General features: G+C 39.3%; 20 protein-coding genes and 1 pseudogene. 16 read left to right on the top strand and 5 right to left on the bottom strand.

From position 1 onward, the window contains the following. Positions 1–93: 93 nt before the first annotated feature. Positions 94–2,574, bottom strand: a complete 2,481-nt coding sequence (locus BACFIN_RS07445) for a glycoside hydrolase family 95 protein (protein ID WP_007754857.1) — start codon at positions 2,572–2,574, stop codon at positions 94–96. A gap of 21 nt (positions 2,575–2,595) precedes the next feature. Continuing rightward, positions 2,596–4,215, bottom strand: coding sequence for a pectinesterase family protein (locus BACFIN_RS07440; RefSeq protein WP_007754858.1), 1,620 nt, complete (start codon positions 4,213–4,215; stop codon positions 2,596–2,598). Positions 4,216–4,498: 283 nt separating this feature from the next. Between BACFIN_RS07440 and BACFIN_RS07435 the strand changes: the two genes are divergently transcribed. Both BACFIN_RS07435 and BACFIN_RS07430 read left to right on the top strand, forming a co-directional pair. Next, positions 4,499–6,139: a pectate lyase gene (locus BACFIN_RS07435; protein ID WP_004324613.1), complete on the top strand. Its 1,641-nt coding sequence runs from the start codon at positions 4,499–4,501 to the stop codon at positions 6,137–6,139. Positions 6,140–6,306: 167 nt separating this feature from the next. Beyond that, a complete protein-coding gene (locus BACFIN_RS07430) occupies positions 6,307–6,507 on the top strand; it encodes a DUF2007-related protein (protein WP_004299812.1) in 201 nt (66 codons plus the stop codon). Between the two features lie 176 nt (positions 6,508–6,683). On the opposite strand, the gene BACFIN_RS07425 is transcribed toward BACFIN_RS07430, so the two are convergent. Then, positions 6,684–7,118: a hypothetical protein gene (locus BACFIN_RS07425; protein ID WP_004305010.1), complete on the bottom strand. Its 435-nt coding sequence runs from the start codon at positions 7,116–7,118 to the stop codon at positions 6,684–6,686. Positions 7,119–7,848: 730 nt separating this feature from the next. Continuing rightward, positions 7,849–9,042: an ISAs1-like element ISBaov2 family transposase gene (locus BACFIN_RS07420; protein ID WP_007754863.1), complete on the bottom strand. Its 1,194-nt coding sequence runs from the start codon at positions 9,040–9,042 to the stop codon at positions 7,849–7,851. Between the two features lie 489 nt (positions 9,043–9,531). Here BACFIN_RS07420 and BACFIN_RS07415 point away from each other — a divergent pair, with 489 nt between their 5' ends. Beyond that, positions 9,532–11,616, top strand: coding sequence for a BT4734/BF3469 family protein (locus BACFIN_RS07415; protein WP_007754866.1), 2,085 nt, complete (start codon positions 9,532–9,534; stop codon positions 11,614–11,616). A gap of 196 nt (positions 11,617–11,812) precedes the next feature. On the opposite strand, the pseudogene BACFIN_RS07410 reads toward BACFIN_RS07415, so the two are convergent. After that, positions 11,813–12,085: pseudogene (locus BACFIN_RS07410) on the bottom strand (fibronectin type III-like domain-contianing protein); the annotation flags it as partial. Positions 12,086–12,362: 277 nt separating this feature from the next. On the opposite strand from BACFIN_RS07410, the gene BACFIN_RS07405 reads away from it, so the two are divergent. The 13 genes from BACFIN_RS07405 to BACFIN_RS07355 all read left to right on the top strand — a co-directional run bounded on the left by BACFIN_RS07405 (position 12,363) and on the right by BACFIN_RS07355 (position 21,864). Then, complete coding sequence (locus BACFIN_RS07405; protein WP_007754868.1) at positions 12,363–13,829, top strand: site-specific integrase; 1,467 nt, start codon at positions 12,363–12,365, stop codon at positions 13,827–13,829. Between the two features lie 12 nt (positions 13,830–13,841). Next, on the top strand, positions 13,842–14,849 hold the full coding sequence (locus BACFIN_RS07400; RefSeq protein WP_007754872.1) for a hypothetical protein: 1,008 nt from the start codon (positions 13,842–13,844) through the stop codon (positions 14,847–14,849). A 215-nt stretch (positions 14,850–15,064) separates the two neighbouring features. Then, a complete protein-coding gene (locus tag BACFIN_RS07395) occupies positions 15,065–15,373 on the top strand; it encodes a helix-turn-helix domain-containing protein (protein WP_007754873.1) in 309 nt (102 codons plus the stop codon). A 14-nt stretch (positions 15,374–15,387) separates the two neighbouring features. Then, positions 15,388–15,690, top strand: a complete 303-nt coding sequence (locus BACFIN_RS07390) for a hypothetical protein (protein WP_007754874.1) — start codon at positions 15,388–15,390, stop codon at positions 15,688–15,690. Beyond that, entirely contained in the window at positions 15,683–16,717 is a 1,035-nt protein-coding gene (locus BACFIN_RS07385; RefSeq protein WP_032839743.1) for an AAA family ATPase, read from the top strand. The genes BACFIN_RS07390 and BACFIN_RS07385 overlap by 8 nt, the downstream gene beginning before the upstream one ends. 134 nt (positions 16,718–16,851) lie before the next feature. Continuing rightward, positions 16,852–17,901 (top strand): DUF6371 domain-containing protein, encoded by a 1,050-nt coding sequence (locus BACFIN_RS0219965; protein ID WP_032839722.1) that lies wholly within the window; start codon positions 16,852–16,854, stop codon positions 17,899–17,901. Positions 17,902–17,903: 2 nt separating this feature from the next. After that, positions 17,904–18,347, top strand: coding sequence for a RusA family crossover junction endodeoxyribonuclease (locus tag BACFIN_RS07380; RefSeq protein ID WP_007754879.1), 444 nt, complete (start codon positions 17,904–17,906; stop codon positions 18,345–18,347). Between the two features lie 50 nt (positions 18,348–18,397). Next, the gene (locus BACFIN_RS07375; RefSeq protein ID WP_007754884.1) at positions 18,398–18,670 is read left to right on the top strand and encodes a hypothetical protein; all 273 of its coding nucleotides are present in this window, start codon (positions 18,398–18,400) and stop codon (positions 18,668–18,670) included. Positions 18,671–18,803: 133 nt separating this feature from the next. Further along, a complete protein-coding gene (locus BACFIN_RS07370; protein ID WP_007754887.1) occupies positions 18,804–19,253 on the top strand; it encodes a hypothetical protein in 450 nt (149 codons plus the stop codon). 58 nt (positions 19,254–19,311) lie between these two features. Beyond that, complete coding sequence (locus BACFIN_RS07365) at positions 19,312–21,171, top strand: hypothetical protein (protein ID WP_149923803.1); 1,860 nt, start codon at positions 19,312–19,314, stop codon at positions 21,169–21,171. Positions 21,172–21,175: 4 nt separating this feature from the next. After that, the gene (locus tag BACFIN_RS22685) at positions 21,176–21,337 is read left to right on the top strand and encodes a hypothetical protein (protein ID WP_007754900.1); all 162 of its coding nucleotides are present in this window, start codon (positions 21,176–21,178) and stop codon (positions 21,335–21,337) included. 33 nt (positions 21,338–21,370) lie between these two features. Then, positions 21,371–21,571 (top strand): protein kinase family protein, encoded by a 201-nt coding sequence (locus BACFIN_RS07360; protein ID WP_007754910.1) that lies wholly within the window; start codon positions 21,371–21,373, stop codon positions 21,569–21,571. A gap of 74 nt (positions 21,572–21,645) precedes the next feature. After that, positions 21,646–21,864 carry a hypothetical protein gene (locus tag BACFIN_RS07355; RefSeq protein WP_007754912.1) on the top strand — a complete coding sequence of 73 codons (219 nt, stop codon included), beginning with the start codon at positions 21,646–21,648 and terminating at the stop codon, positions 21,862–21,864. Position 21,865 lies beyond the last annotated feature (1 nt).

Genomic DNA, 21,865 nt, shown 5'->3' on the forward strand with positions numbered 1-21,865 from the left:
TTGTTTCATTTTTGATGTTACAAAAGTCACACTTTTACATCTGTTTTCCACTCATTATTTATGCAAAAGCGTGGACTTTTTATATAGAATGTCTTATTTTACTGTAACAATAATCACCTCTCCTTCGCGTGTATCCACATCATACAAATAAGTATCACGTAATGTCACTCCTTTTAAAGGCGCTTTTTCACTAATCATCGGGCGTGAGATTTGCTGTACTTTAAATAATGCGTTCGAATTCGCTTCCTCTTCCTTCTTCTGTTTCAACAATGCTCCTTCAGCAGCCAATTTCCAGTAAGAGCGCAGGCGCAGATTGCCTCCGGTTTCCGAACGTAACACAGCTTTTACCAGCTTACCGTCCTTCCAGATCAATTCATCAATCAAAAAACCTCCCCGGGCACGCAACCCTTTCACTGTCCCGCTCTTCCATTCCGAAGGCAACGAAGGCAACAGATGAATCGCACCATCATGACTTTGCACCAGCATTTCGGCAATACCAGCCGTGCAACCGAAGTTACCATCTATTTGGAAAGGTGGATGCGCGTCGAATAAATTAGGATACGTTCCGCCTCCCTGTCCTTTTTGTATTTCAGGGCTGACATAAGTCAGCTGATTCTTTATCAACTGATAAGCATGATCCCCGTCAAGCATACGGGCCCAGAAACAAACTTTCCATCCCATTGACCAACCGGTAGAAGGATCTCCCCGTTGTATCAATGTGTTTTTTGCCGCTTCAAAGAGTACCGGAGAACGATAAGGAGAAATCTGATAACCGGGATATAGCCCCCAAAGATGAGAGATGTGCCGGTGACGATCATTAGGATGATCCCAGTCTTCAAACCATTCCTGCAATTGTCCGTACTGCCCTACCTGCATCGGAGGCAACTGCCGGCGCATATTCTTCAATGTATCACAAAAATCAGTATCTGCGTTCAGCACTTTGGCAGCTTCGCATGTATTTGAAAATAAATCAAAAACCAACTGATTATCCATCGTGATTCCTGCAAAAAGATTACTTTTCTTCTTTATCCAGCGCGGAGAATTCTCGGGTGAGTTGGAAGGAGTGACAACCAGATAACCCGTGTTCGGGTCGCGTACCAGAAAGTCGACAAAGAATTCCGAAGCACTTTTCATCATCGGATATACTTCCTCCAAATACTTCTTATCACCGGAAAACAAATAACGGTCCCATAAATGCTGGCAAAGCCATGCATTAGCCACAGGCCATGTCCCACAATAAGGACGGTCCACCGCACCCGTCATACGCCACAAATCCGTATTATGATGCAACACCCAGCCACGACAACCATACATTCGACTGGCAGCTTCACGCCCATTCTCGCTCAATTCACGTACCATCTGGATGAATGGTTTATGAAGTTCGGCCAAGTTGGTGATTTCCGCCGGCCAGTAATTCATTTCAGCATTAATATTCGTTGTATAATTGCAGCTCCAGGGAGGTCCCGGGTTATGATTCCATTTGCCCTGCAAGTTGGCGGGCTGGCATCCGGGCTGTGAAGATGAAATCAATAAGTAACGTCCATACTGGAAATACAATGCTATCAATGCCGGATCATAGGATGAAGAAAATTCCTTGATACGTACATCCATCGGCTTATTGGCTTGGGAAGTTTCACCCAAATCCAAAGTTACACGATTGAATTGTTTCTGATAAGCAGCAATATGAGCGGCTTTCGCTTTACTATAATCTTTCGCTGCATTTTTCAAATAAGCTTTATTCCGTTGATACGGATCGCCCGATATATCTTTATAGTTGACAAAGTTAGTCGCCATCGAGATATACAATGTAAGTTCACTGGCTCCTTGAACGCTAAGCAACGTGTCATTGGCAGTTATCACTTTTCCACCTTTATGTTTCACATCCAAATCGGCACAATAGTGCACTTTACCCGGAAAATAACGGCTGCCATACGTAATACCTTCCAGCCGCAAACCTTTCTTTCCATAAATACTACGTTTCGGATCTCTCATCGGGGTATTAAAAAACAGTTCGCAATTGATTGTTCCCGGTTTGGATGCTTTGATATGCCTGATAACCAGTTGATCGGTAAATGATGCAAATGTTTCTTCGGTAAATTCCACTCCGTCTACTTCGTAGCGAGTCACAGCTACTGCATTGCTTATATCCAGATCACGATAGTAATTATTTACTTTTTTGTGATCTTGATAACGGATATTCAGACGACCCACTGTCTGGTAAGGCATTTCATTCCCCACTTGTGAAAGAATCTTCGTTGCCGCCATGTTCTGCGCTTCTTCGTACTTTCCTTCAAAAATCAACCGGCGCATTTCCGGCAAAGCCGCTTTTGCTTCTTCATTATAGTTCTGGTAAGGAGAGCCCGCCGACACTGTTTCTTCGTTCAACTGTATTTGTTCCAGTTGAGGGTCACCGAACACCATTGCTGCAATCCGTCCATTACCAACCGGGAGTGCTTCTTCCCAATAAGAAGCGGGTTTGTCATACCATATTCTATAGATGTTTTGTCCTTCCACATTCCCCAACAGAGAAGAAAAAGCCAACATACAACTGAATACTTTACTTATCATTTTCATATTTTAAAGTTTTAATTGTCATCACTCTTTTGAAGGTTCACTCAAAGACCCATACTCACTAACGGCCTTCACCTGATATGTCTTTCCTTCCTCAACATTACAAGACGTTTCCTTGGTTATTTGTACAGTTTCATCGTTCGCAATTACCAAATAACAAATTGCATATTTTGAAGCATCCCAACTTAATATTCCGTTTTCTCTTTTCAGATTTTCCGGTGCGGATATTTGTTCCATATATTTCTTCGGGTCCCAATTATCGCCCTCACGAACAACGTTTTCATACGTATACCGAGCTGCTTCACCTGCCGTAAGGACAGCCTGACAAATGCCTGTCACCGGATTCTCTTGTTCATCCTGATAGGTATATTGCGTTTTACGCTGACTTAAATCTACAGTATTCCCCTCCTTATCTTTACTGTTATATTCAGCAAACATTTGAGGAATAGCTCCCATATCCGTCCATCCTTCCGGAGCTATCTTTATATTAAAAATCGTATTGAGATATACAGCTATCGGAGAATTGTGCCAGGGACGCCCCAACTTGACACTTTCTGTATCAGCCAATTCATTTCCATCCACAATGCAATTATTCAACACATATCCCCAACGTGTTCCTACTTTATGAGAAGGAGCAACAATAATTGCGCCATCCCTCATATTATAAAAGGTGCAATGTTCGAGAAAGCAATTCCCGTTTCCATAGAAGTAATCAACGGCTCCTTCAATCCAGCAATTCTGTGCATACAGTCTGCCGTTATCCGATTTAGGCCCGGTCTGCCAGGTGTCTTGGTACGAGAGGAATTTGCAATTATTGAATGAGTTGCGGTCATTCTGGGTATACATTGCCAATGCCATAGGGCCTTTCTGTAATTCTTTGCCATATCCGTTTACAAAAGATATATTCTCTGCGTAAAAATCCGTAGCCTTCACTGACACCATAGCGGCTTCCGTTTTTCCTAAGTTCTTATAAGAGTACTTCCACACATCCGGATCAGTCGCACTGGCTTCGGTTGAGCTGTTAATTCGTAACTTGACAATTGTCTTATCCACATCCTGTCCGATGAGATGAATATACGGTTTGTCTTCAGGAATGATTATTTGTTCTTCATACGTTCCGTTCGCCACGAAAATAAGCCAAGGTTCTGTTCTTTTCGAGGGGACATTATCTATTGCTTTCTGTATACTGGTATAGTTTCCTTTTCCGTCAGGACTGACCACCGCATCAAATATGCGTGCTTCCGGTTGAGGACGTTCTCTGATTGTAAACTGAATACTAACACCTTCGAATACATTTCCCTGAAAGTCTATGACTGCACCTTTGGGGAGGCTGAACTGACAGACCTGATTATAGTCCAAAGCAGTATAAGCGTAAGACGCTGTTTTACCTTTGAAAGTCAACTCCACTTCCTCGCCATTAAAATTCGCTTTCTCTTCTCCCGCTTTCACATACTCGTTAAAAGTAAGCAGAATCGTATTGTTTTCTTCGGCCGTTTCACCATTTGCAGGAGTTACAGACACCAAAGAAGGGGCTTCATGGTCGGGAACAAAAAAGTTATTGCTACTTTCCTTGCAACTTGTTGCCAGCAAAGCTGATAACAACAATAGTCCTTGGGACATCTTTGAAAATAAATGTGCTTTCATAAATTATTTGTTATATTCTTAATGATAGATTCTTATTCCATTATTATTTGGTCGTCCTGTCTTGAGCAGTTACTATTTCACGTTACAAAAGTATACGGAACAACATGAATACTTTCTCACTATTTGTTTGTTTGCGTGGACTTTTTTTAATATCATTCAAAAGTTGCGGACTTTTTGTGCAATCTGGTGCACTATCTATGCAACCAGTTGTCTATCAAATTCTATCCGCTTACATTTGTATCAGTATCACTATCATCACACTTTATAAAAAATCAGGTAAGATATGAAAAACAACAAGGTAAAATTCATTTTCGTGGCACTACTGTTTGCCACACAAGTAGAAGCGTTCTCCTCCTGTTCCACATCTTCAGTCAATGAAGAAAATAAAGAACAGGAGACTCCACCGGATTCTCCCTCCGTATCTCCACCAGTGGAAGAAACAGCATATGCCTTTCCCGGAGCTGAAGGAGGAGGAATGAACACTACAGGAGGAAGAGGTGGAAAGGTATATATTGTCAGATCCCTGGAAGACTCCAAAGCACCGGGTACCCTCCGGTATGCCATCGAACAAAAGGAGCCTCGTATAATTGTCTTCTGTATATCCGGCACCATTTATCTAAAATCGACACTGGACATTCGGAACGGTGATGTCACGATAGCCGGACAGACAGCTCCCGGAGACGGTATCTGCCTGGCTCACTTTCCAGTAAATGTATCGGCCGATAATGTAATTCTACGATACCTGCGTTTCCGAATGGGAGATACGGATTTGCTGGGCTCTTCGGCTTCCGACGGTGCAGATGCTCTGGGAGGACGCCAGAAAAACAATATCATGATTGACCATTGTTCCATCAGTTGGAGCACTGACGAATGTGCTTCATTCTATGATAATACTAACTTTACTATGCAATGGTGTATTATTTCAGAAAGTCTCCGCTTATCGGGACATACCAAAGGCCCTCATGGATATGGCGGTATTTGGGGAGGAGTCAACGCTTCCTATCATCATAATCTGATGGCACACCATGACAGTCGCACACCACGTTTCGGTTCCGGAGTAAAATATCAAGGTCAGGAACGTACTGATATGCGTAATAATGTTATTTATAACTGGAGCGGTAACGGATGTTATGGCGGCGCAGCAATGGGTATTAACATTGTGGACAACTACTACAAACCCGGACCCGCTACGGATGCCAAAGTGGCCAACCGTGTGATGGCTATCGACATCAGCTCTTCTGATGGAGATTTTGCACCGATCAAAGGGGTATTGGGACAGTATCATATCAGCCGGAATTACTTCGAGGCAGGAAACCAACTGACAGAAGCATCCGCCGCAAAAGTGAACAAAGACAACTGGACTGGTATCCGTAACAACACCGGTCACTCTCTCGATGAACTGAAACGGGATACTCCGGTAGAAGTAGATGCGGTAACTACCCACACAGCACAAAAAGCTTACGAGCTGGTGTTGAAATATGCGGGTTGCAGTCTCAAACGAGATGATATAGATACTCGTATCGTTGAAGAGACACGCACAGGAACGGCACAATTCATCGGAAAGAACGAACACAACGGATTAGGAGATGCCCCCTGCCCGAACGGTCCTTGTGAACATTGCGACAAAGGTATCATCCATTGGAAAAGTCAGAATTATCCTAAGGGCGGACTTATCGATAGTCAGAAAGACCTAAAGCCTTCCGGAGCTGGTAGCGACTGGAGCGCATGGCCAACATTAAAATCATTGCCACAAATTACTGATTCTGACAATGACGGCATGCCTGACGAATGGGAAACCGCCAACGGATTGAACCCAAACAAATATGATGCAAACGGAAGAAATCTAAGTACTGCCTATGATAATATAGAGGTTTATATCAATAGCCTTGTAGAAACAATAACAAATACGCAAAATAAGAAATGAATGATGTGAGGGAAAACAACTCTTATTAACGCAAAAAACTGGTCAATTAATACAAATCCTGATTCAATGAATCATTTGTATACTATATATGAAACAATATTGCACCTCTATGTTGCTTTTCTCTCTTATCTTTGTCGCAGTAAAAACAAAAACACACTATAAAGATCATGATTACAAGTAGAAAGATTTCTCAAGTCAAAGTTTTTGCTGGTAGTCCTTGGGAGGTAGCCAGCGTAAAGAGTTTGTTGAATGCAGCTTATATTCAAGTGTCAACGAAAGACAATGGTTTAAACAGTATTTTGATTTCTGTTCCTTGCGAATACTATACTGCGGCCATGCGTGTAATTAATAACAGAAAAGTTTCATAGGTTTTAGGTTTACATATAAATTGGAGGGTTCTTATTGTCAGCAGGAGTTTTGGCTGGATAATACGGTGACTAGCAACTCATTGCACCCTGACAATAGGCTATGACAATAGGCTGACAATAAAAAGATCGTACTTTTATTGTCAGCCTGTTATTTAATAGATAAATTCACAGCAGAATTATAGAATTCGTTTCAATCTCCTGCATATCTTTCTGATCCAGCAGTTGCTACAAATAGCGTTGTCCGACATAGAATTCTTCTCGAAGGATCGCAGTCTTTCGTATTGTTCCTCCACCATTTTCCATAAACCGTCCAGTCGCGAACTTTGTCCTCTAATTGCCATTAATTCCTGATCCCGCATATTCAAGAGTGAAGCATACAATCGGCTGGTTTTGTTTTTTTCCATGCAAAGTTGCTCTAATTCATCGATATATTCAGACGTAATTCCCAGCTTAGTCCGTTTTATGAATTGCTGGATACTATCATCATCTATGGAAACTGTATCGTTCTCATAAGACACTGTGATTTTTTTCATTTCCACCCAGAGCCAGATATACTCTTTTTCGAGTCGGTATTTCTCGGCTGCCGCTTCTATGCTAATCCATTGTGACATAGTGTTTGTTTTTAATTTGTTATACAACAAGGAATAAATAGCACTCTATTGATGTTGATTCAACAAACATTCGCGCTTTTTGTATTCCGGGCGGACAGGAGATTAGAGTTGGGGATTTATAAGGATCATGAAACCAACCGGGTACAAGAAAAGCGTGAATGCTGTTGAATCATTATCTGTCCTTGAGGCCTAGCAAACCCGTCCATAAGATAATGATAACAACAGACATCCACGCTAATCGTTTATATATAACACATCTTCCATCAATATGTTGATATACGACCGTTCACGTGGAATATCTGTTGAACCACCCCTCTACGGACAGAAACTTGCTAGATTTCAAGGACGAGGGATAATGCAATAATATTCCTATTTCAAAATAAATAACGCTTCTTACCTGTTTTCACCACGCTGGTGAACAGAAAGCGTATGACAAAGATATGCTTTTTTTTTCGAAACAAAGTGGAAATACGGAAATAAATACAGGAAGTTTTGTATTGAAAGAGAGGAAGTTCAATATTAGCAAAGAGCCTATAAGAAATATAAACTCGCTACGAAGCGAATGTCGCCCCGTTAAATGAGTAGTTAAATGAGTACTGCACATCCGGTATCTTTCACTAAAGAAGCAGGTATTGTTCGGCTAAAGTAACAGTATTGTTCCGTTAAAGCAGCAGCATTGTTCGGCTAAAGCAGCAGTATTGTTCAGCTAAAGTACCGCAGGGAAAACGCATTATAAATCATGTAAAATAAGTTCCCATAAGAATTCATTATCCCACCCTGCTATTAATCTTTTTCTATTGATTGGTATCTCTCTTTTGTTGTTTCTTAATGTAGCCAATGCAATTTTCGCCAGTACGGAAAAGTTTAATGCTGATATATTTCTTCTTCTGGTATTATCTTCATGGAAATTGACATCTAGCTGCCAATGTAGATTATTCTCAATTTCCCAGTGTTCTCTACTATTTTTAAGTATCTTCTGCGCATCAGGTTTCAAGGAAGATATAAAACATCTTTTTTCCACTGTAGTGCCTTTGTTTGTATTTCTGGTATTCTCAATATATCCGAAAGACTGTATATTTTTCCACTTCTTTCTAATATCTGCTCCCAGAAAACCAGGATCGTTGCAGCAATAGCAGATTCTCGACTCATTCCTGCCATGTCCTTCTTCATGCGTCTCATATTTGTCAAATCGTACTGTTGTACCTTTTGATACAATACTTTCTGTTACTGATAGTACTGTTTCCTTTAATTTCGGTTGATTATCTTTCACTATAAAAATGTAGTCACCTTCTCCCTTTATGACTTTCTCTGCAATTGTACGCTGGCATCCTAAAGCGTCAATTGTAATAATACAATCTTTTATACACAACATAGCTAATAATTCAGGAATGACAACTATCTCATTTTCCTTTTCTTGTGTACATAACTGTCCAAGGGAGATTCCCAGTTCTGTTGCAAATGCACTGATGACATGTAATTTGTGCTTTCCCGTATTTGAATCAGGAAGCACTCCTTGTTTACGATGACGCTTGTCCTGTTCAGATTCATAGGCTCCTCGTATGGTTTTACCATCAATGGCTATATGCCCCGAATAACATTTGAGAATGCTTTGGACCCATTGCCTATAAGATTCTTCAAATTTTAAAGGATCTAATGCCGAGAAAAAGCGATTAAATGTATCATGGGAAGGGATACCATTAAAATTGGAAAGCTTGGCTGCAAAAAAAGATTCTTTACTTTTACCAAAGTCTTCTATTGAATTCCAAGTATCAGCGCCACATATAACAGCAGAAATTGCAATAAGAACAATGGTACTGGCCTGATGTTTTTTACAACGGTCTATCCGGTTATCTATCAATATTAATGAATCAGCAAATTCATGTAGGTTGCTGATCTCAATCTTTCTTTTAGTTTCTTGCTTCATTTTAATTGTGATTTATAATCACGTAAATGTACTCAAATAATATTGTAAATGAAAGATAAATATCTTATTAATAAGATGAAAAGACAATATTGGTGTAAGATAAATGTATAAAATATTAAGGAAAGAGTATAATGCGTTTTCCCTGTAAAGTACCGGTATCTTTACCTTCCCACGGCCGTGGTGACTTCTTTCCACAGCCGTGACGAATTCCTACCACAGCCGTGGGAAGATCTCGTCACGGCCGTGGCGAACTACCAATACCGGTAAGTTAACGTAAGAATAACGGTGTCTTTATGCAACAATACACAGTGGCGAGCATATCTTTACTTGCTTGTTAATGTTTCAAGTCCGCCTTCTTGAATAGAGTATAACAAGAAAGCACATTCTTTATCGCGATAAAGCGCAAATAGTTTGCTTTACAGATACCTTATCCGTACCTTTGAAACCAATAACAAACACTTACTCTCATTAAATATCAAGAGAAGAAAAATGAAGATTACACAGATCAGGGAAAACGGAGATACGGAGGCACTAAGCGTAACAGACATCGACCTGCTGATAGAAAAAATGAAAAAAGAAACCAAGCTCCGCCCGGTAACCGGATTACGTCAGGCCCTGCATTTTGTTCTACCCGATGAGCCTTGTTCCTTCGCCAGCAAACTACCACGAGTGATTCCCGCAGCAGCCTTCGGGCGAGTGAACGGAGTGAAGCGAATGAAAACCTACAATGGCATTGTAAAACTGACCATCGGTCCGCTAGCCGGAAAGACAGAAGTGGAAATCGTGAAGCAAAAGGCTGCCGAACTTCCCCAAACAATGCTGGCTTTTATGGGAGCAAGTGGTAAAAGCGTCAAGATATGGAGTTGCTTCACCCGTCCGGACGGCACTTTACCGCAAACAACGGAAGAAGCCGAAGTTTTTCAGGCACATGCTTACCGGCTTGCCATTAAATGTTATCAGCCTCAACTTCCCTTCAACATTCTATTAAAAGAGCCGAAACTGGAACAATTCTCACGTCTTAGCTATGATCCGGACTTGATTTATCGTCCCGCTCCCGTACCTTTCTATCTTTCACAGCCCATCGGTATGCCCGGCGAGATGACTTATCATGAGAAATCGAGCACTGAAGCATCTCCGCTGAATCGAGCACTGCCGGGGTATGACACGGAAGATACGGTAGCATTGCTTTATGAAGCGACATTGCGGAAAACATTCGAAGAAATGGAAACGGACTGGCATCGAAACGATCATGATTTGCAAATATTAATAGTCCCGCTTGCCGAGAACTGCTACTACTCAGGCATTCCGGAAGAGGAGGCAACCAGACGCACCATCATCCGTTACAACAAAAGAAAGAATCCAATGCTGGTACGTGAAATGATAAGAAACGTATATAAGGAATGTAAGGGAGTGCCGAAAAGCAACTGTCTGACCAAAGAGCAACGCCTTAGCCTGCAAATGGATGAATTTATGAACCGCCGTTATGAGTTCCGTTACAATACGCAGATCGGAGAGGTGGAATACCGGGAGCGTTTCTCGTTCCGGTTCTATTTCCATCCCATCGACAAACGGGCACAAAACAGCATTATGCTGGACGCCCAATCTGAAGGAATCGGAGTATGGGACAGGGACATAGACCGTTACTTGCACTCCAACCGTGTGCCTATCTATAATCCGCTAGAGGAGTTTCTGTTTCACCTGCCACATTGGGATGGGAAAGACCGTATCCATGCGTTAGCCAACAGGGTTCCCTGCAATAATCCGCATTGGGAATTACTTTTTCATCGCTGGTTCTTGAATATGGTTTCGCATTGGAGAGGAGTAAATAAAATGTATGCCAATAGTACATCGCCTATATTAGTGGGAGCACAAGGAACTCATAAATCTACTTTTTGCCGTGAAATGATTCCGCCTGCACTCCGGGCTTACTATACGGACAGTATTGATTTCAGCCAGAAACGGGATGCGGAACTGTATCTGAATCGTTTTGCGCTCATCAACATTGATGAGTTCGATCAGATTACGCTGACCCAACAGGGGTTTCTGAAACATATTCTCCAAAAACCGGTGGTCAACCTTCGAAAACCACATGGCCGCTCGGTGCTTGAGTTACAACGGTATGCTTCATTTATCGGTACAAGCAATCAGAAGGATCTGTTGACCGACCCTTCGGGGAGCCGTCGCTTCATCTGTATTGAAGTGACAGGAAACATCGACACTACACAGCCGATAGATTATGAGCAGCTTTACGCGCAAGCCATGCACGAAATTTCTCATGGTGAGCGTTACTGGTTTAATAGTGAAGACGAGCAGATTATGACCGAGAACAACCGGGAGTTTGAGCAAACACCGGCTATGCTCCAACTGTTTTATCAATACTTTAGGGCTCCACAAGCGGGAGAGGAAGGTGAATTCTTTACTCCGGTAGAAATACTGAATTACTTGAAGAAGAAAAGCGGTATTTCATTGTCCGACAACAAAGTATATCATTTCGGGAGAATGCTTCAAAAGTGCGGAATTACCTCGAAACATACTTATAAAGGTACTGTCTATCAGGTAGTAAAGATATTATAAGATACAAAAGCAAGGCTGACAATAAAAGTTGATATCTTTTATTGTCAGCCTGTTTTCAGTGGCTATTGTCAGACAGTAGCTACCTGATATTCATCCGTTTAGATATTATATTGACAATTTGACAATAAAACAGGTGCAAATCACTGTGAGATCTAAATTTGATATTTTTGTTTCATAGATGAATAGAGAGTATCTCCTATTTTATCTCCACTTTCGTCTGCAATCTGATGTCATCAGAAGCAGCACCGATCATTACTTGGAAAGTTCCCGGTTCTACCACCCTTTTCAAATTCCGATCGACAAGTGCAAAATCCTCTTCGGACAAAATAAACTTCACTTCCTGTTCTTCTCCACACTTCAAAAAGAGGCGTGCAAAATGTTTCAATTGCTTCAACGGTTGCACTACTGAAGCATATTCATCTCTCAAATAAAGTTGAACAACTTCTTCACCATCGTACTTTCCGGTGTTAGCCGTACATAGTACACTCATAAAAACAAATGAGGCTTCATGAATCTATATTCATAAAGCCTTTCAAAAAAAAAGAATACTCGTACTTGAAGCGGGACTAATATAGTTATATTCAAACATATCAAAACACATCTATAATTATCTATAATACAATATAATAAGAAATCTAAAAAACAATGCAAAGGTAATAAAATGTAATAGAGTAACAAATATTTGCCCGTAAATTTGCCCGTAAAATTAGATATCATTATATTTGCCATAGATAAAAAATAAGATTATGGCAACTTATAGATTTGAGTTAAATGATAAGCCGTCAAGAAATGGAAAATATTCCGTCTTTTTACGGGTGACAGTAAACGGAATCAGGAAAAAGCTAAAGACCAGTATAGAAGTTAACAGAAAATCCGATTGGAATCCTACCCCCAAAGGTGATAATTGGATCAGACCTTCAGAACCAAATTCTAAAGCTTGGAACATGATACTATCCAAAACTATAGAGAAAGCCAAAGAAACCTATCAGGAGCTTGCAATCGAAGGAGCGGTTACATCAGGAAAAATCATATCAGGAATGAATGCAGAAGCAAATTCTTTTTCCTTTATTAGCTATGCAGAAGAATATGCACAACGTACCTATGAAGCCGGAGAATACCGAACATACACCAAATACATAACTCTTCTCAATAAATTAAAGTTTTTCATAAACGGGATCACCCCAACCGCAATACCTTTAATCCCACGCAACGGGAAAGAACTAGAAGAATATTTGAAGAGATTAAAGAAGGATTTACTTTTTAACGAAATAAACCTATCTTTCTTAAACAAGTTTAAAGCATATCTAAAGAAAGTTCCCAACTCTAAAAATTCTTCTCTAACCTTACACCCAAATACTATTAGTAAACAATTCGATAATTTTAAAAGCCTTTACAATAAAGGAAGAATAGAATTAAGAGAGAAAGGTCTATCTCTTAAAAACAATCCTTTTGATGATTTCGAATGCGAAACCATTGATACAAACAAGGAAAAATTAACTATTGAAGAAATAGAATCTTTAAAAGCCTTACAGTTAGAAGAAGGCAGTTTAATATGGCATACTAGAAATTGTTTTCTATTAGCTTTTTACTGCGCTGGGATGAGAGCTGGGGATTTAATACAATTAAGGGAGAATAATATAATATACGAAAATGGAAGATGGCGGATAAGCTATCGCATGGACAAAACTGGAACATTAAAAGAAATACTTCTACTTCCTGAATCAATGGCTATTATTACGAAATACGTAGACTTGAATAGCCGAACATCGAAGTATATTTTTCCTCTGCTTGATAATAAAGCGCCATACGCAAAAGCTGCCACCTGGGAAGAAAAAGAGCAACTCCCCTATGAATTAAAGAAGATGTTGCTTCAACATACCAACAGTAAAAACAGTTTATTAAACAAGTATCTAGGAAAATTAGCAACATTGGCGGGAATCGAAAAGAAGATTTCCATGCATATAGCCCGACATTCATTTGCTAATATAGCGAGACAGAAGAAAGCCAACGTTTATGACATCAGCAAAGCTCTAGGACATACTAGTTTAAAGATAACAGAAACATATCTTTCGAAATTTGATACAACAAGTCAAGATGCAACAATGAAACAAGTATTTGACACCAACAATATTGATGAAGAATTATTAATAAAACAACTTCAGGAGATCGCTCCTGATAAATTAAGGGATATACTTAAAAGAATTGAAAAATAAAAAGATATAGATATGGAAGATGAAACGAACAAAAAAATAGCAGAGCTTGCATTTGAAGCGGCCATGAGAAAAAGATTCATATACCCTCCCAAAGACACCCTATTGGTTACTGGAGGGAAAAGAAAAATCAATTTTACCCTCCCCCCTGAAGAGCTTGAAAAAATTGAAAAGGAAGATGAGCAGCATCAAGAATCCTTTTTACGTATTTTGTTAAAATCCCCATTTGAAGAATATGCAAAAGATATCTATCAAGCACTATCACAAATAAGGTATGCAAATGTTGAATTTTTAAACGAATCAAGAAGGAAAGAAGTATTAGCTCACCTTCAGAAAGAGCTAGAAATCGCTACTGCCTTATTAGTATGTAAAACAGACACAAACGGAATAATCATCAGCAGTGCAAAAAAAAGATGCAAACTCCCCACTTTTTTAAAGCAAAAAATAGAAATGGCATTAGAATCTGAATATAAAGATGCCGATTTAGATTCTAGTCCTATGACCTACGATGAAGCAAGAGAAATACTTGAATGCGATTTATCCGAAGATGTGCATGACTTTATAGATAACTATTGGAGAGAATATGCGATAGAAGCTGGACTAAGTGCAGAAGAAATAGCGGGTGGATATAGCTATGATGACATCGACGATGATATGATAGAATATTATAGATCAGGATCTTATTTAAAAAGAGAGATTACCATCGAACAAATTCAAGAGACTATAAACGAGTTAAAAGATCGGATAAAAGCTAAACAAAGAAAGGGCGCCCCAAGAACCAATGAAAGACAATACTCTGCATTGTTAGTCTTTATAAAATATGGTTGCAAAAAAAAACATGAACATCTAGGATATGCATATGAATGTTTAGATCATTGGGGCTTTATTGAAGATGAAATAAAAAACGGATGGAACAAAACAAACAAATACGCTAATATTCAATACATGAAAAGGTTATTTGATGAGTGTACAAACTATAAATTAGTTATCAAATCAGATACCAATTACCAGATGTCATACTAAATAGAACATAAATAATAAATACAGTCCTATTAATGTTCTAATAATAGAATATTAATAGGCTTTTTGTACACCATAATGTTCCATTTTTAGAACATTATGGTGTATCACTTTCTACGATTAAGTTCTACAAAACATTATCAATCAAATAATTACACCATATTACATTTGCATCACAGCAATCAGAATTAAGTTTTAACCTGTAAATATATGATGCAATGGTAAATGAAAGTAATGCACCGGCTTCCCTATCAATGGCGGTAGTTCCACAATCTTTTCTTAATGGATTGATGGACGAAGTAAGAGAAGTAAAAAGCCTTCTTCAAAAGAAATCAGAAGAAGAAGTTAATAGCCAATGGATAGAATCCACCCAAGTAAGAAAAAGACTTGGAATATCGGCTAAAACTTGGCAAACCTATCGAGATGAAAGAAGAATCCCTTTCAGCCAGTTCGGACGAAAAATCTATGTAAAACGTGCCGACTTAGAAAAATTCATGGAGGATCACTACATAGATACTACTAAATAAGAAAGGGGCTGACTATGGAAGAAAAGAAAAAGGCAGCCTCCACGACCGCCAATCTCCTCAACAACAGGAGCAAAGATAGCAAATCATCTCGAATCAAACAACAGATTCGCAAACTATTCTTAGATAGTGGCAAGTACACTAGTAAAGATTTAAACACCCTTACTGGCGGAAACGATAGCCGGAAAGTCATATCTGACCTTAGAAAAGAAGGTTGGAATATTAAAGACGTTCGTTTGGACGATAGAAGAAAACTATATTGGTTAGAGCCGGATAAACGGCAAATGTCTATTGATTGGGAGGTTAATGGCAATGAGTGAAGCAATAAAACAGATTGTTAGCGAATTTGAAAAGCCTGTGATTGAGATTCCATCCGATATAATGGATGCTATTCAATGTAGCCGCCTGGACTTATCACAAAATATACCCGATCCGCAAATGCTCGTATCAAAAGGAAACCTACCTGTATGTACCCGGGGGAATTTTTCTTTCGTTATTGGTTTACCCGGTGCAAGAAAGAGTTTTCTATGTTCCGGTATTGCCGGGGCGTTCCTGAATGAAAACGGGTGTATGGGATTAGACAACCCGAACGGATCTGGAAAGTTACTTTGGATTGATACGGAGCAAGCACCGGGGCACGTGGCGAAGATCGGGCGGAGACTACACCGCATTGCAGGGCTTCCAACTAACATCAATTCAGATAATATCATTATTCACATGTTGAGAGAGTATCAGCCGCCAATAAGACATAAAATCTTTTATGCGTGCATGAATCTATATCATCCTGATTTTGTCGTTCTTGATGGAGTTAGTGATCTAATAGCCGACCCTAACAGTTCGGAGCAATCAACGTCTGTAATTAATGATTTGATGGCTTTTACAAAAGAATATGATTGCCACGTTCTGACAGTCATTCACGCCAATGTAGGAAGTGAAAAGGCCCGGGGACATCTTGGATCGGAAGCTTTGCGGAAGTGCGAAACAGCAATTTTTGCGGAGGCTAAAGGAGATGTAACGTTGTGCAAATGGGCTAAAACTAGAGATATGCGACCGATGGACTTTGCATTTATGGTTTTGGAAGGGCTTCCCGTTGAAGCTGAATACATACCCATTGAAGCAAAAACGGATAAACTACAACAGACTTTATCAAGCATCATGCCTCAATATCCGGCAACTATAACCTATTCGGATTTAAGACAGAAACTAATGTTACATCTTGGAGTGAAAGAAAGAGCGGCAGAAAAGAATGTTACGAAAGCGGTAGAGAATGGATATATTATCAAAAATCAGGTAGGCTGTTATTACCTGCCAAAGATTGAAAAAGCTAATGATACACTACCATTTTAATAACCGTTACCGTACCGTACTTTTTTACCGTACTCATCACCCCTTCTATAGAAGGGGGTGAATACGGTTAGGACGGTAGACGGTAAAAATACGGTTATTAATACGGTGCCATAAATTTATAAAGATTTTGATTTATGAGTGAACATACATATCACCTACAAAAATACGCAGGAACGAGCACCCGCCACACCTGCCCGCAATGCGGACATAAAGGAGAATTTACTTATTATGTTGATGAAAGGAATGTTCCTATTGATGAATCGTGCGGACGTTGCAACCGGGAACGTTGCGGCTATCATCTGACACCTTCGGAATATTTCAAGGCACACCCGGCCGATAAACGAAATGAGTTTACCACATGGAAACAGCCGGAACCACCTAAAGCAATTCCCGTATCTTATCTACCTTCTTCGTTGTTGGCAACAGATACACACCGAGACAGAAACAATCTATTCCGGTTTATGTCTAAAGAGTTCGGAGATGTTGAGGCAAACCGGGTATTTGATCTCTATAATGTCGGGACATCTCGTCACTGGAGAAACAATGACGGATTATCTACCACCTTTCCACAGATTAACGAAAAAGGCAAATTATGCCAACTAAAGGTTATGGCTTATAATCCCAATACGGGAAAACGGATGAAAAAACAAGACCGGGCGGAGATGTGGAGCGATAAGGCGCAAAAGTATATTCCAGATACTCGACCGATGGATAAGATTTGGTTTGCCGGGAAAACGCTTCTCAAAAACTATGAGGCTAATCTTCAGCAAACATTCTTCGGTTGCCATTTAATAAAAACCTCATCCCGGATAGGAATTGTTGAAAGTGAGAAATCAGCCCTTATATGCTCTATTTTGATGCCCGAAATCACTTGGATAGCAACGGGAGGCTGTAACGGATGCAAATGGACGGAAACAGCCGTTTTCAAGCCGTTATCAGGCAAAAGAGTAGTTTTATATCCTGATAGTGGAATGTTGGCAAAATGGGAAGAAAAAGCCGAAATATTGCACAGCGCCGGAATAGATGTAACAGTTAGCCGGATATGTGAAGGATTACCGGATAACTGGGACGTGGCGGACGTTCTTCTTCGAGAACGGCATACACAGAAAGGTATGAATATTGGTGAAATAATGGCTTATGCCAAAGAGATAGGAGTTTCCCGGCAAATAACATATAACGTTTGAGTATGGAAATAGAAATAATATACGGGCAAGTGATAGCGAAAGCAAATAACTATCAAGCCGTACCGGGCAAAGACGGCCAGAAACGGATCATCAAAAACGACCGAATCAGGGAGTATGAGAAATCCTTCTGCCTACAATGCAAGAAGTATCGAGGAAAGCGCATTTCCGGTCGTTTCAAGCTATTTATTCGTGTTTGGCATGGAAATATTCGCTTCGACCTGGATAATGCTCTAAAAACGATCCTTGATTGCTTGCAAATGGTGGAGGCTATTACAAACGACAGCCTATGTTTTGAGATTCATGCGGAGAAACGGATAGACCGACGGAATCCGAGAGTAGAGTTTGGTATGGAAGAGATAAACGAGCAAAAAAATATATTTAGCCAAAATAAAGCGAGCGAAAATCACTTTCATCTGTCAGATGAGCAAGAGTACCAAAAAGAATAGATTATCATTTTCGCTCACCTTAAAATGAGCGAGAGCAACATTTAAAAGTTATGGAAGCAATTAAAGAATTAAAGAAAGAGTTTATTAAGAACAAAGAGCGATTTATCCAAATCGGATATAATCCCCAAACTGAAGTTTACTTATACAAACGTATATTCCCAGGAGGAGCAATCGTTTATGAAGTGTTTAAACGCAAGATAAATAAACGGTTTAACTATGTTAGCTATCCCGGTAACAATGCCTTTGGTTATTGGGCTTTGACATTCCCCAAATATGAGCAAGCGAGATATTATTTAGATAATGGGTTTATAAAACCTTCGTAGGCTAATTTTAAAAAGAACCATTCAAGTAAACGTCCATCAAGCGAGGAAAAGTATTACCGGATAGGTGTTTGTCTAATCGTTGCAAAAAAATTAGAGAACAAATATTTTAATAACCAATTTAATTTTTAACGTTATGAGAAAAAAAGTTTATTCGATCGAGAACCAAGACGGTTTAAATTTCAGTGTACAAAAGACATCACCGTGCGCCATTACGCACAAGGGAAAGGAAAGGTTACCCGAACAGATTACTTTTCTTTTTGGAGAAATTGATCCTGAATCAGATTTGACAGAAGATAACAATTTGGTATGTAGTATCAGTAAGGAAGAAGCCGTTAATTTGGCAATCCGCTTACTAAAACTTAGCACGAGGGGAGTAGCGGAAAACGGGATGTCATTACATAACTTTTCAGGATACGATTTTTCCGTTCATCATGCCAAAGAAGATGGCGTACATATCGATGAACTAATTTTCGAGATCGGTAATCTGGAGGCGGACGATATTGCGGAGGATGGAACCATCTCCGTATGTCTGACTAACGAATCAGCAAAAGAGTTAATTAAAGTGTTGGCAAAGATTGTATAACCCAATACCGGGTAGGTCTGCTTCGGACGATCTACCCGGCATAAATAAAAATATGATTATGATAAGAGACGAATTATACATCAATAATACAAAGGTTGATCTAGGTAAAACGGATATTACTTTGAGTTATAAAAGTAATTTGCTAACCGATATTAGTAAGATCGTAAGTAATAGCAGCTATACTATCAAGCTACCGAAAACAGCGAGAAATCTTGCTTTGATTGAGTGTTCTCACATGCCGAGCTCAACGAGCCGTTATCCTTATCTAAAACATAAAGGTACATTATTGCGAAATGGTATTGAGATAATCAAAGATGCAATTGTAGTATTACTTGAAACCGGAGAATTTATAGAGATAGCTTTAACTTGGGGTAATGTCACTAACTTCGCTGGTGTGGTAAACGATGGTAAGAAGCTAACGGATTTGGAATATGGAACAGAAGAGGGAGTAGATTGGGTAGTGTGGAATAATAAAGGAAGCAATTCTGTACAGTTTCCTCTTATTGATTACGGATTCAATTCCGGTGATCCGAACGTGTGGTATCATCCTGTAGTTACTGTGAAATGGATTTTAGACAAGATTCAGGAGCAAAGCGGAGTGACGTTTAATTTTCCTTCTGAAAAACTTACTGTTATAAACAGAATGATTATTCCTCTTTTGACAAGGAATGATTCACAAAAATTGTATGACAAATATAGAATCAATTTTACAGGAGATGGAGTATCCAGGGAACAATTAACAGGAGGAAGTACCCAATTATCCGGAAATATAGGTCTTAATATCAAATTCAATGGAGATAGTACTCAACTTAAGTACGGAAATATAAGGGAATTTACATATCAATCTTCTGTATCACCTTTTAGAACATTAACAACTAGAGGTTTTTCATCTTCCCATGATTCAGTAAATACTAAAGTAAAGGGGATTGTTCTTACAACATTTACAATGGCGTACAATCCAAGTAATATCGATAAAGTATATTTGGAAATACGGGTTAATGAATCTCTCGTGCATTCTATAAAGCCGACATCATTTCAGGAAATTGGCAATAAGCAATATAATGCAGGATTTAACATTGATGCAACAGTATCACTAAAACAAGAAGATACATTATTCTTTGTGTTAAACACGAATGATACAACTACTACGGCATCTCAATATACCGATTTGAATCTTACATTATCAGCTAGAGGTGAAGTTCTTTTTGGAGAGAAACTTCCCTTAGTTCCCAATCTTCCTGATGTTAAACAAATAGACTTTATCAAGGCCATTGCCTCAATGGTTGGTCTGTTTGCCTTACCGGATGGCGTAAATGGAATCAAGTTTATTCCCTTCGATAATCTGTCTGCAAACAAATCTAAAGCTGTAGATTGGACTAACCGTGTTATTATGGCTTATAGGAGTGCAACTCCACGAAGCCTTAAATATACTCTTGACAATATAGCTCAAAATAACAGATTCCGGTATAAAGAAGATGATAAGGTAAAAGGGGATTACGATGGAAATATACAGGTCAATGATGCCACGATAGATTACGAACGTGATGCTATTAAACTGCCTTTCTCCGCTTGCGATACAAAGAATGGAGTAGCTTATATCCCTATGTATTCCTACAACGAAAACGGGGAGTTACAATACAATAAAACAAATCCCCGAATATTGCTTCTTGACGGTACAAAAGGAGTATTCAAAGGGCTAGAATGGACTACCTTAATTGCAAATAACTACCAGACGTACAAAGGACTAATCAATGATGCAAAGGTAGTGACCGAGTATATCCGTCTCAACAGTATCGATTTACGAGATTTAGAGATGGATGTACCGGTTTATCTAGCACAATATGGCTGTTATTTGGCTATCATAGAGATAAAGACTAATGAGAATGATATATGCGAGTGCAAACTTTTAAAATTATAATGACATGGAAGAAAATGTAGAAGAAAAGATTCGGAGCATTACCGAACAGGCCAATCAAACTAGAAAAATGCTTTTAGAAGAGTATTTGGGACATTCCATCTCTATGGAGGAGGCTATAAATATGGAAATACCGGACGAAGCTCTGGATCATCTAGGAGATTTGTAATTTAATGACTAAATATAAAAGACTATTGAAGATATGGCAAAATTTAATGAACAGATAATTCAAAAGTGTGTTGACTGGGTATGTGAGAACGGGCTTATAGATTATGGTGGTACAAAGCTTATTGATTTTTGTAATGTAATGGGAATCGGAAAGAGTACCTATTACCGATGGATGGAAAATGAAACTTTCGGAACTGCTATAAAAAAGCGAAAGAAGATTTCAAAAACGGGTTAGAACGCAATGTTGTTTCTTCCCTTGCAAGGTCTGCCATTGGGTATGAATACGAACAGGTTTCTTCCGAATACTATATGGAAGGCAAGAAAAAGAAGTTGAAAAAGGAAGTAAGAAAAAATGTCCGTGTTGAGCCTAATGTGGGAGCTGGTATATTCCTTCTTACAAACCTTGCTCCTGATAGATGGAAGAACAAACAGAACACCGAGCATTCAGGAGAAGTTTCTACAGGATTGACCGTTGTAGTCAAGAACCAGGAAGAAGCGGATTTAATCAAACAATTAAAAGAACATTAGT

The sequence above is a fragment of the Bacteroides finegoldii DSM 17565 genome, from assembly GCF_000156195.1.
Classification (GTDB): domain Bacteria; phylum Bacteroidota; class Bacteroidia; order Bacteroidales; family Bacteroidaceae; genus Bacteroides; species Bacteroides finegoldii.

What these genes read in the sequence shown, in the direction of transcription:
- BACFIN_RS07355 (WP_007754912.1), top strand. Translation starts at nt 21,646, where the DNA reads ATGGAAGGCAAGAAAAAGAAGTTGAAAAAGGAAGTAAGAAAAAATGTC.
- BACFIN_RS07400 (WP_007754872.1), top strand. Translation starts at nt 13,842, where the DNA reads ATGGAAGATGAAACGAACAAAAAAATAGCAGAGCTTGCATTTGAAGCG.
- BACFIN_RS07420 (WP_007754863.1), bottom strand. Translation starts at nt 9,042, where the DNA reads ATGAAGCAAGAAACTAAAAGAAAGATTGAGATCAGCAACCTACATGAA.
- BACFIN_RS07365 (WP_149923803.1), top strand. Translation starts at nt 19,312, where the DNA reads ATGATAAGAGACGAATTATACATCAATAATACAAAGGTTGATCTAGGT.
- BACFIN_RS07430 (WP_004299812.1), top strand. Translation starts at nt 6,307, where the DNA reads ATGATTACAAGTAGAAAGATTTCTCAAGTCAAAGTTTTTGCTGGTAGT.
- BACFIN_RS07370 (WP_007754887.1), top strand. Translation starts at nt 18,804, where the DNA reads ATGAGAAAAAAAGTTTATTCGATCGAGAACCAAGACGGTTTAAATTTC.
- BACFIN_RS07375 (WP_007754884.1), top strand. Translation starts at nt 18,398, where the DNA reads ATGGAAGCAATTAAAGAATTAAAGAAAGAGTTTATTAAGAACAAAGAG.
- BACFIN_RS07395 (WP_007754873.1), top strand. Translation starts at nt 15,065, where the DNA reads ATGGTAAATGAAAGTAATGCACCGGCTTCCCTATCAATGGCGGTAGTT.
- BACFIN_RS07435 (WP_004324613.1), top strand. Translation starts at nt 4,499, where the DNA reads ATGAAAAACAACAAGGTAAAATTCATTTTCGTGGCACTACTGTTTGCC.
- BACFIN_RS07445 (WP_007754857.1), bottom strand. Translation starts at nt 2,574, where the DNA reads ATGAAAATGATAAGTAAAGTATTCAGTTGTATGTTGGCTTTTTCTTCT.
- BACFIN_RS07385 (WP_032839743.1), top strand. Translation starts at nt 15,683, where the DNA reads ATGAGTGAAGCAATAAAACAGATTGTTAGCGAATTTGAAAAGCCTGTG.
- BACFIN_RS07390 (WP_007754874.1), top strand. Translation starts at nt 15,388, where the DNA reads ATGGAAGAAAAGAAAAAGGCAGCCTCCACGACCGCCAATCTCCTCAAC.
- BACFIN_RS22685 (WP_007754900.1), top strand. Translation starts at nt 21,176, where the DNA reads ATGGAAGAAAATGTAGAAGAAAAGATTCGGAGCATTACCGAACAGGCC.
- BACFIN_RS07405 (WP_007754868.1), top strand. Translation starts at nt 12,363, where the DNA reads ATGGCAACTTATAGATTTGAGTTAAATGATAAGCCGTCAAGAAATGGA.
- BACFIN_RS07440 (WP_007754858.1), bottom strand. Translation starts at nt 4,215, where the DNA reads ATGAAAGCACATTTATTTTCAAAGATGTCCCAAGGACTATTGTTGTTA.
- BACFIN_RS0219965 (WP_032839722.1), top strand. Translation starts at nt 16,852, where the DNA reads ATGAGTGAACATACATATCACCTACAAAAATACGCAGGAACGAGCACC.
- BACFIN_RS07415 (WP_007754866.1), top strand. Translation starts at nt 9,532, where the DNA reads ATGAAGATTACACAGATCAGGGAAAACGGAGATACGGAGGCACTAAGC.
- BACFIN_RS07380 (WP_007754879.1), top strand. Translation starts at nt 17,904, where the DNA reads ATGGAAATAGAAATAATATACGGGCAAGTGATAGCGAAAGCAAATAAC.
- BACFIN_RS07425 (WP_004305010.1), bottom strand. Translation starts at nt 7,118, where the DNA reads ATGTCACAATGGATTAGCATAGAAGCGGCAGCCGAGAAATACCGACTC.
- BACFIN_RS07360 (WP_007754910.1), top strand. Translation starts at nt 21,371, where the DNA reads ATGGCAAAATTTAATGAACAGATAATTCAAAAGTGTGTTGACTGGGTA.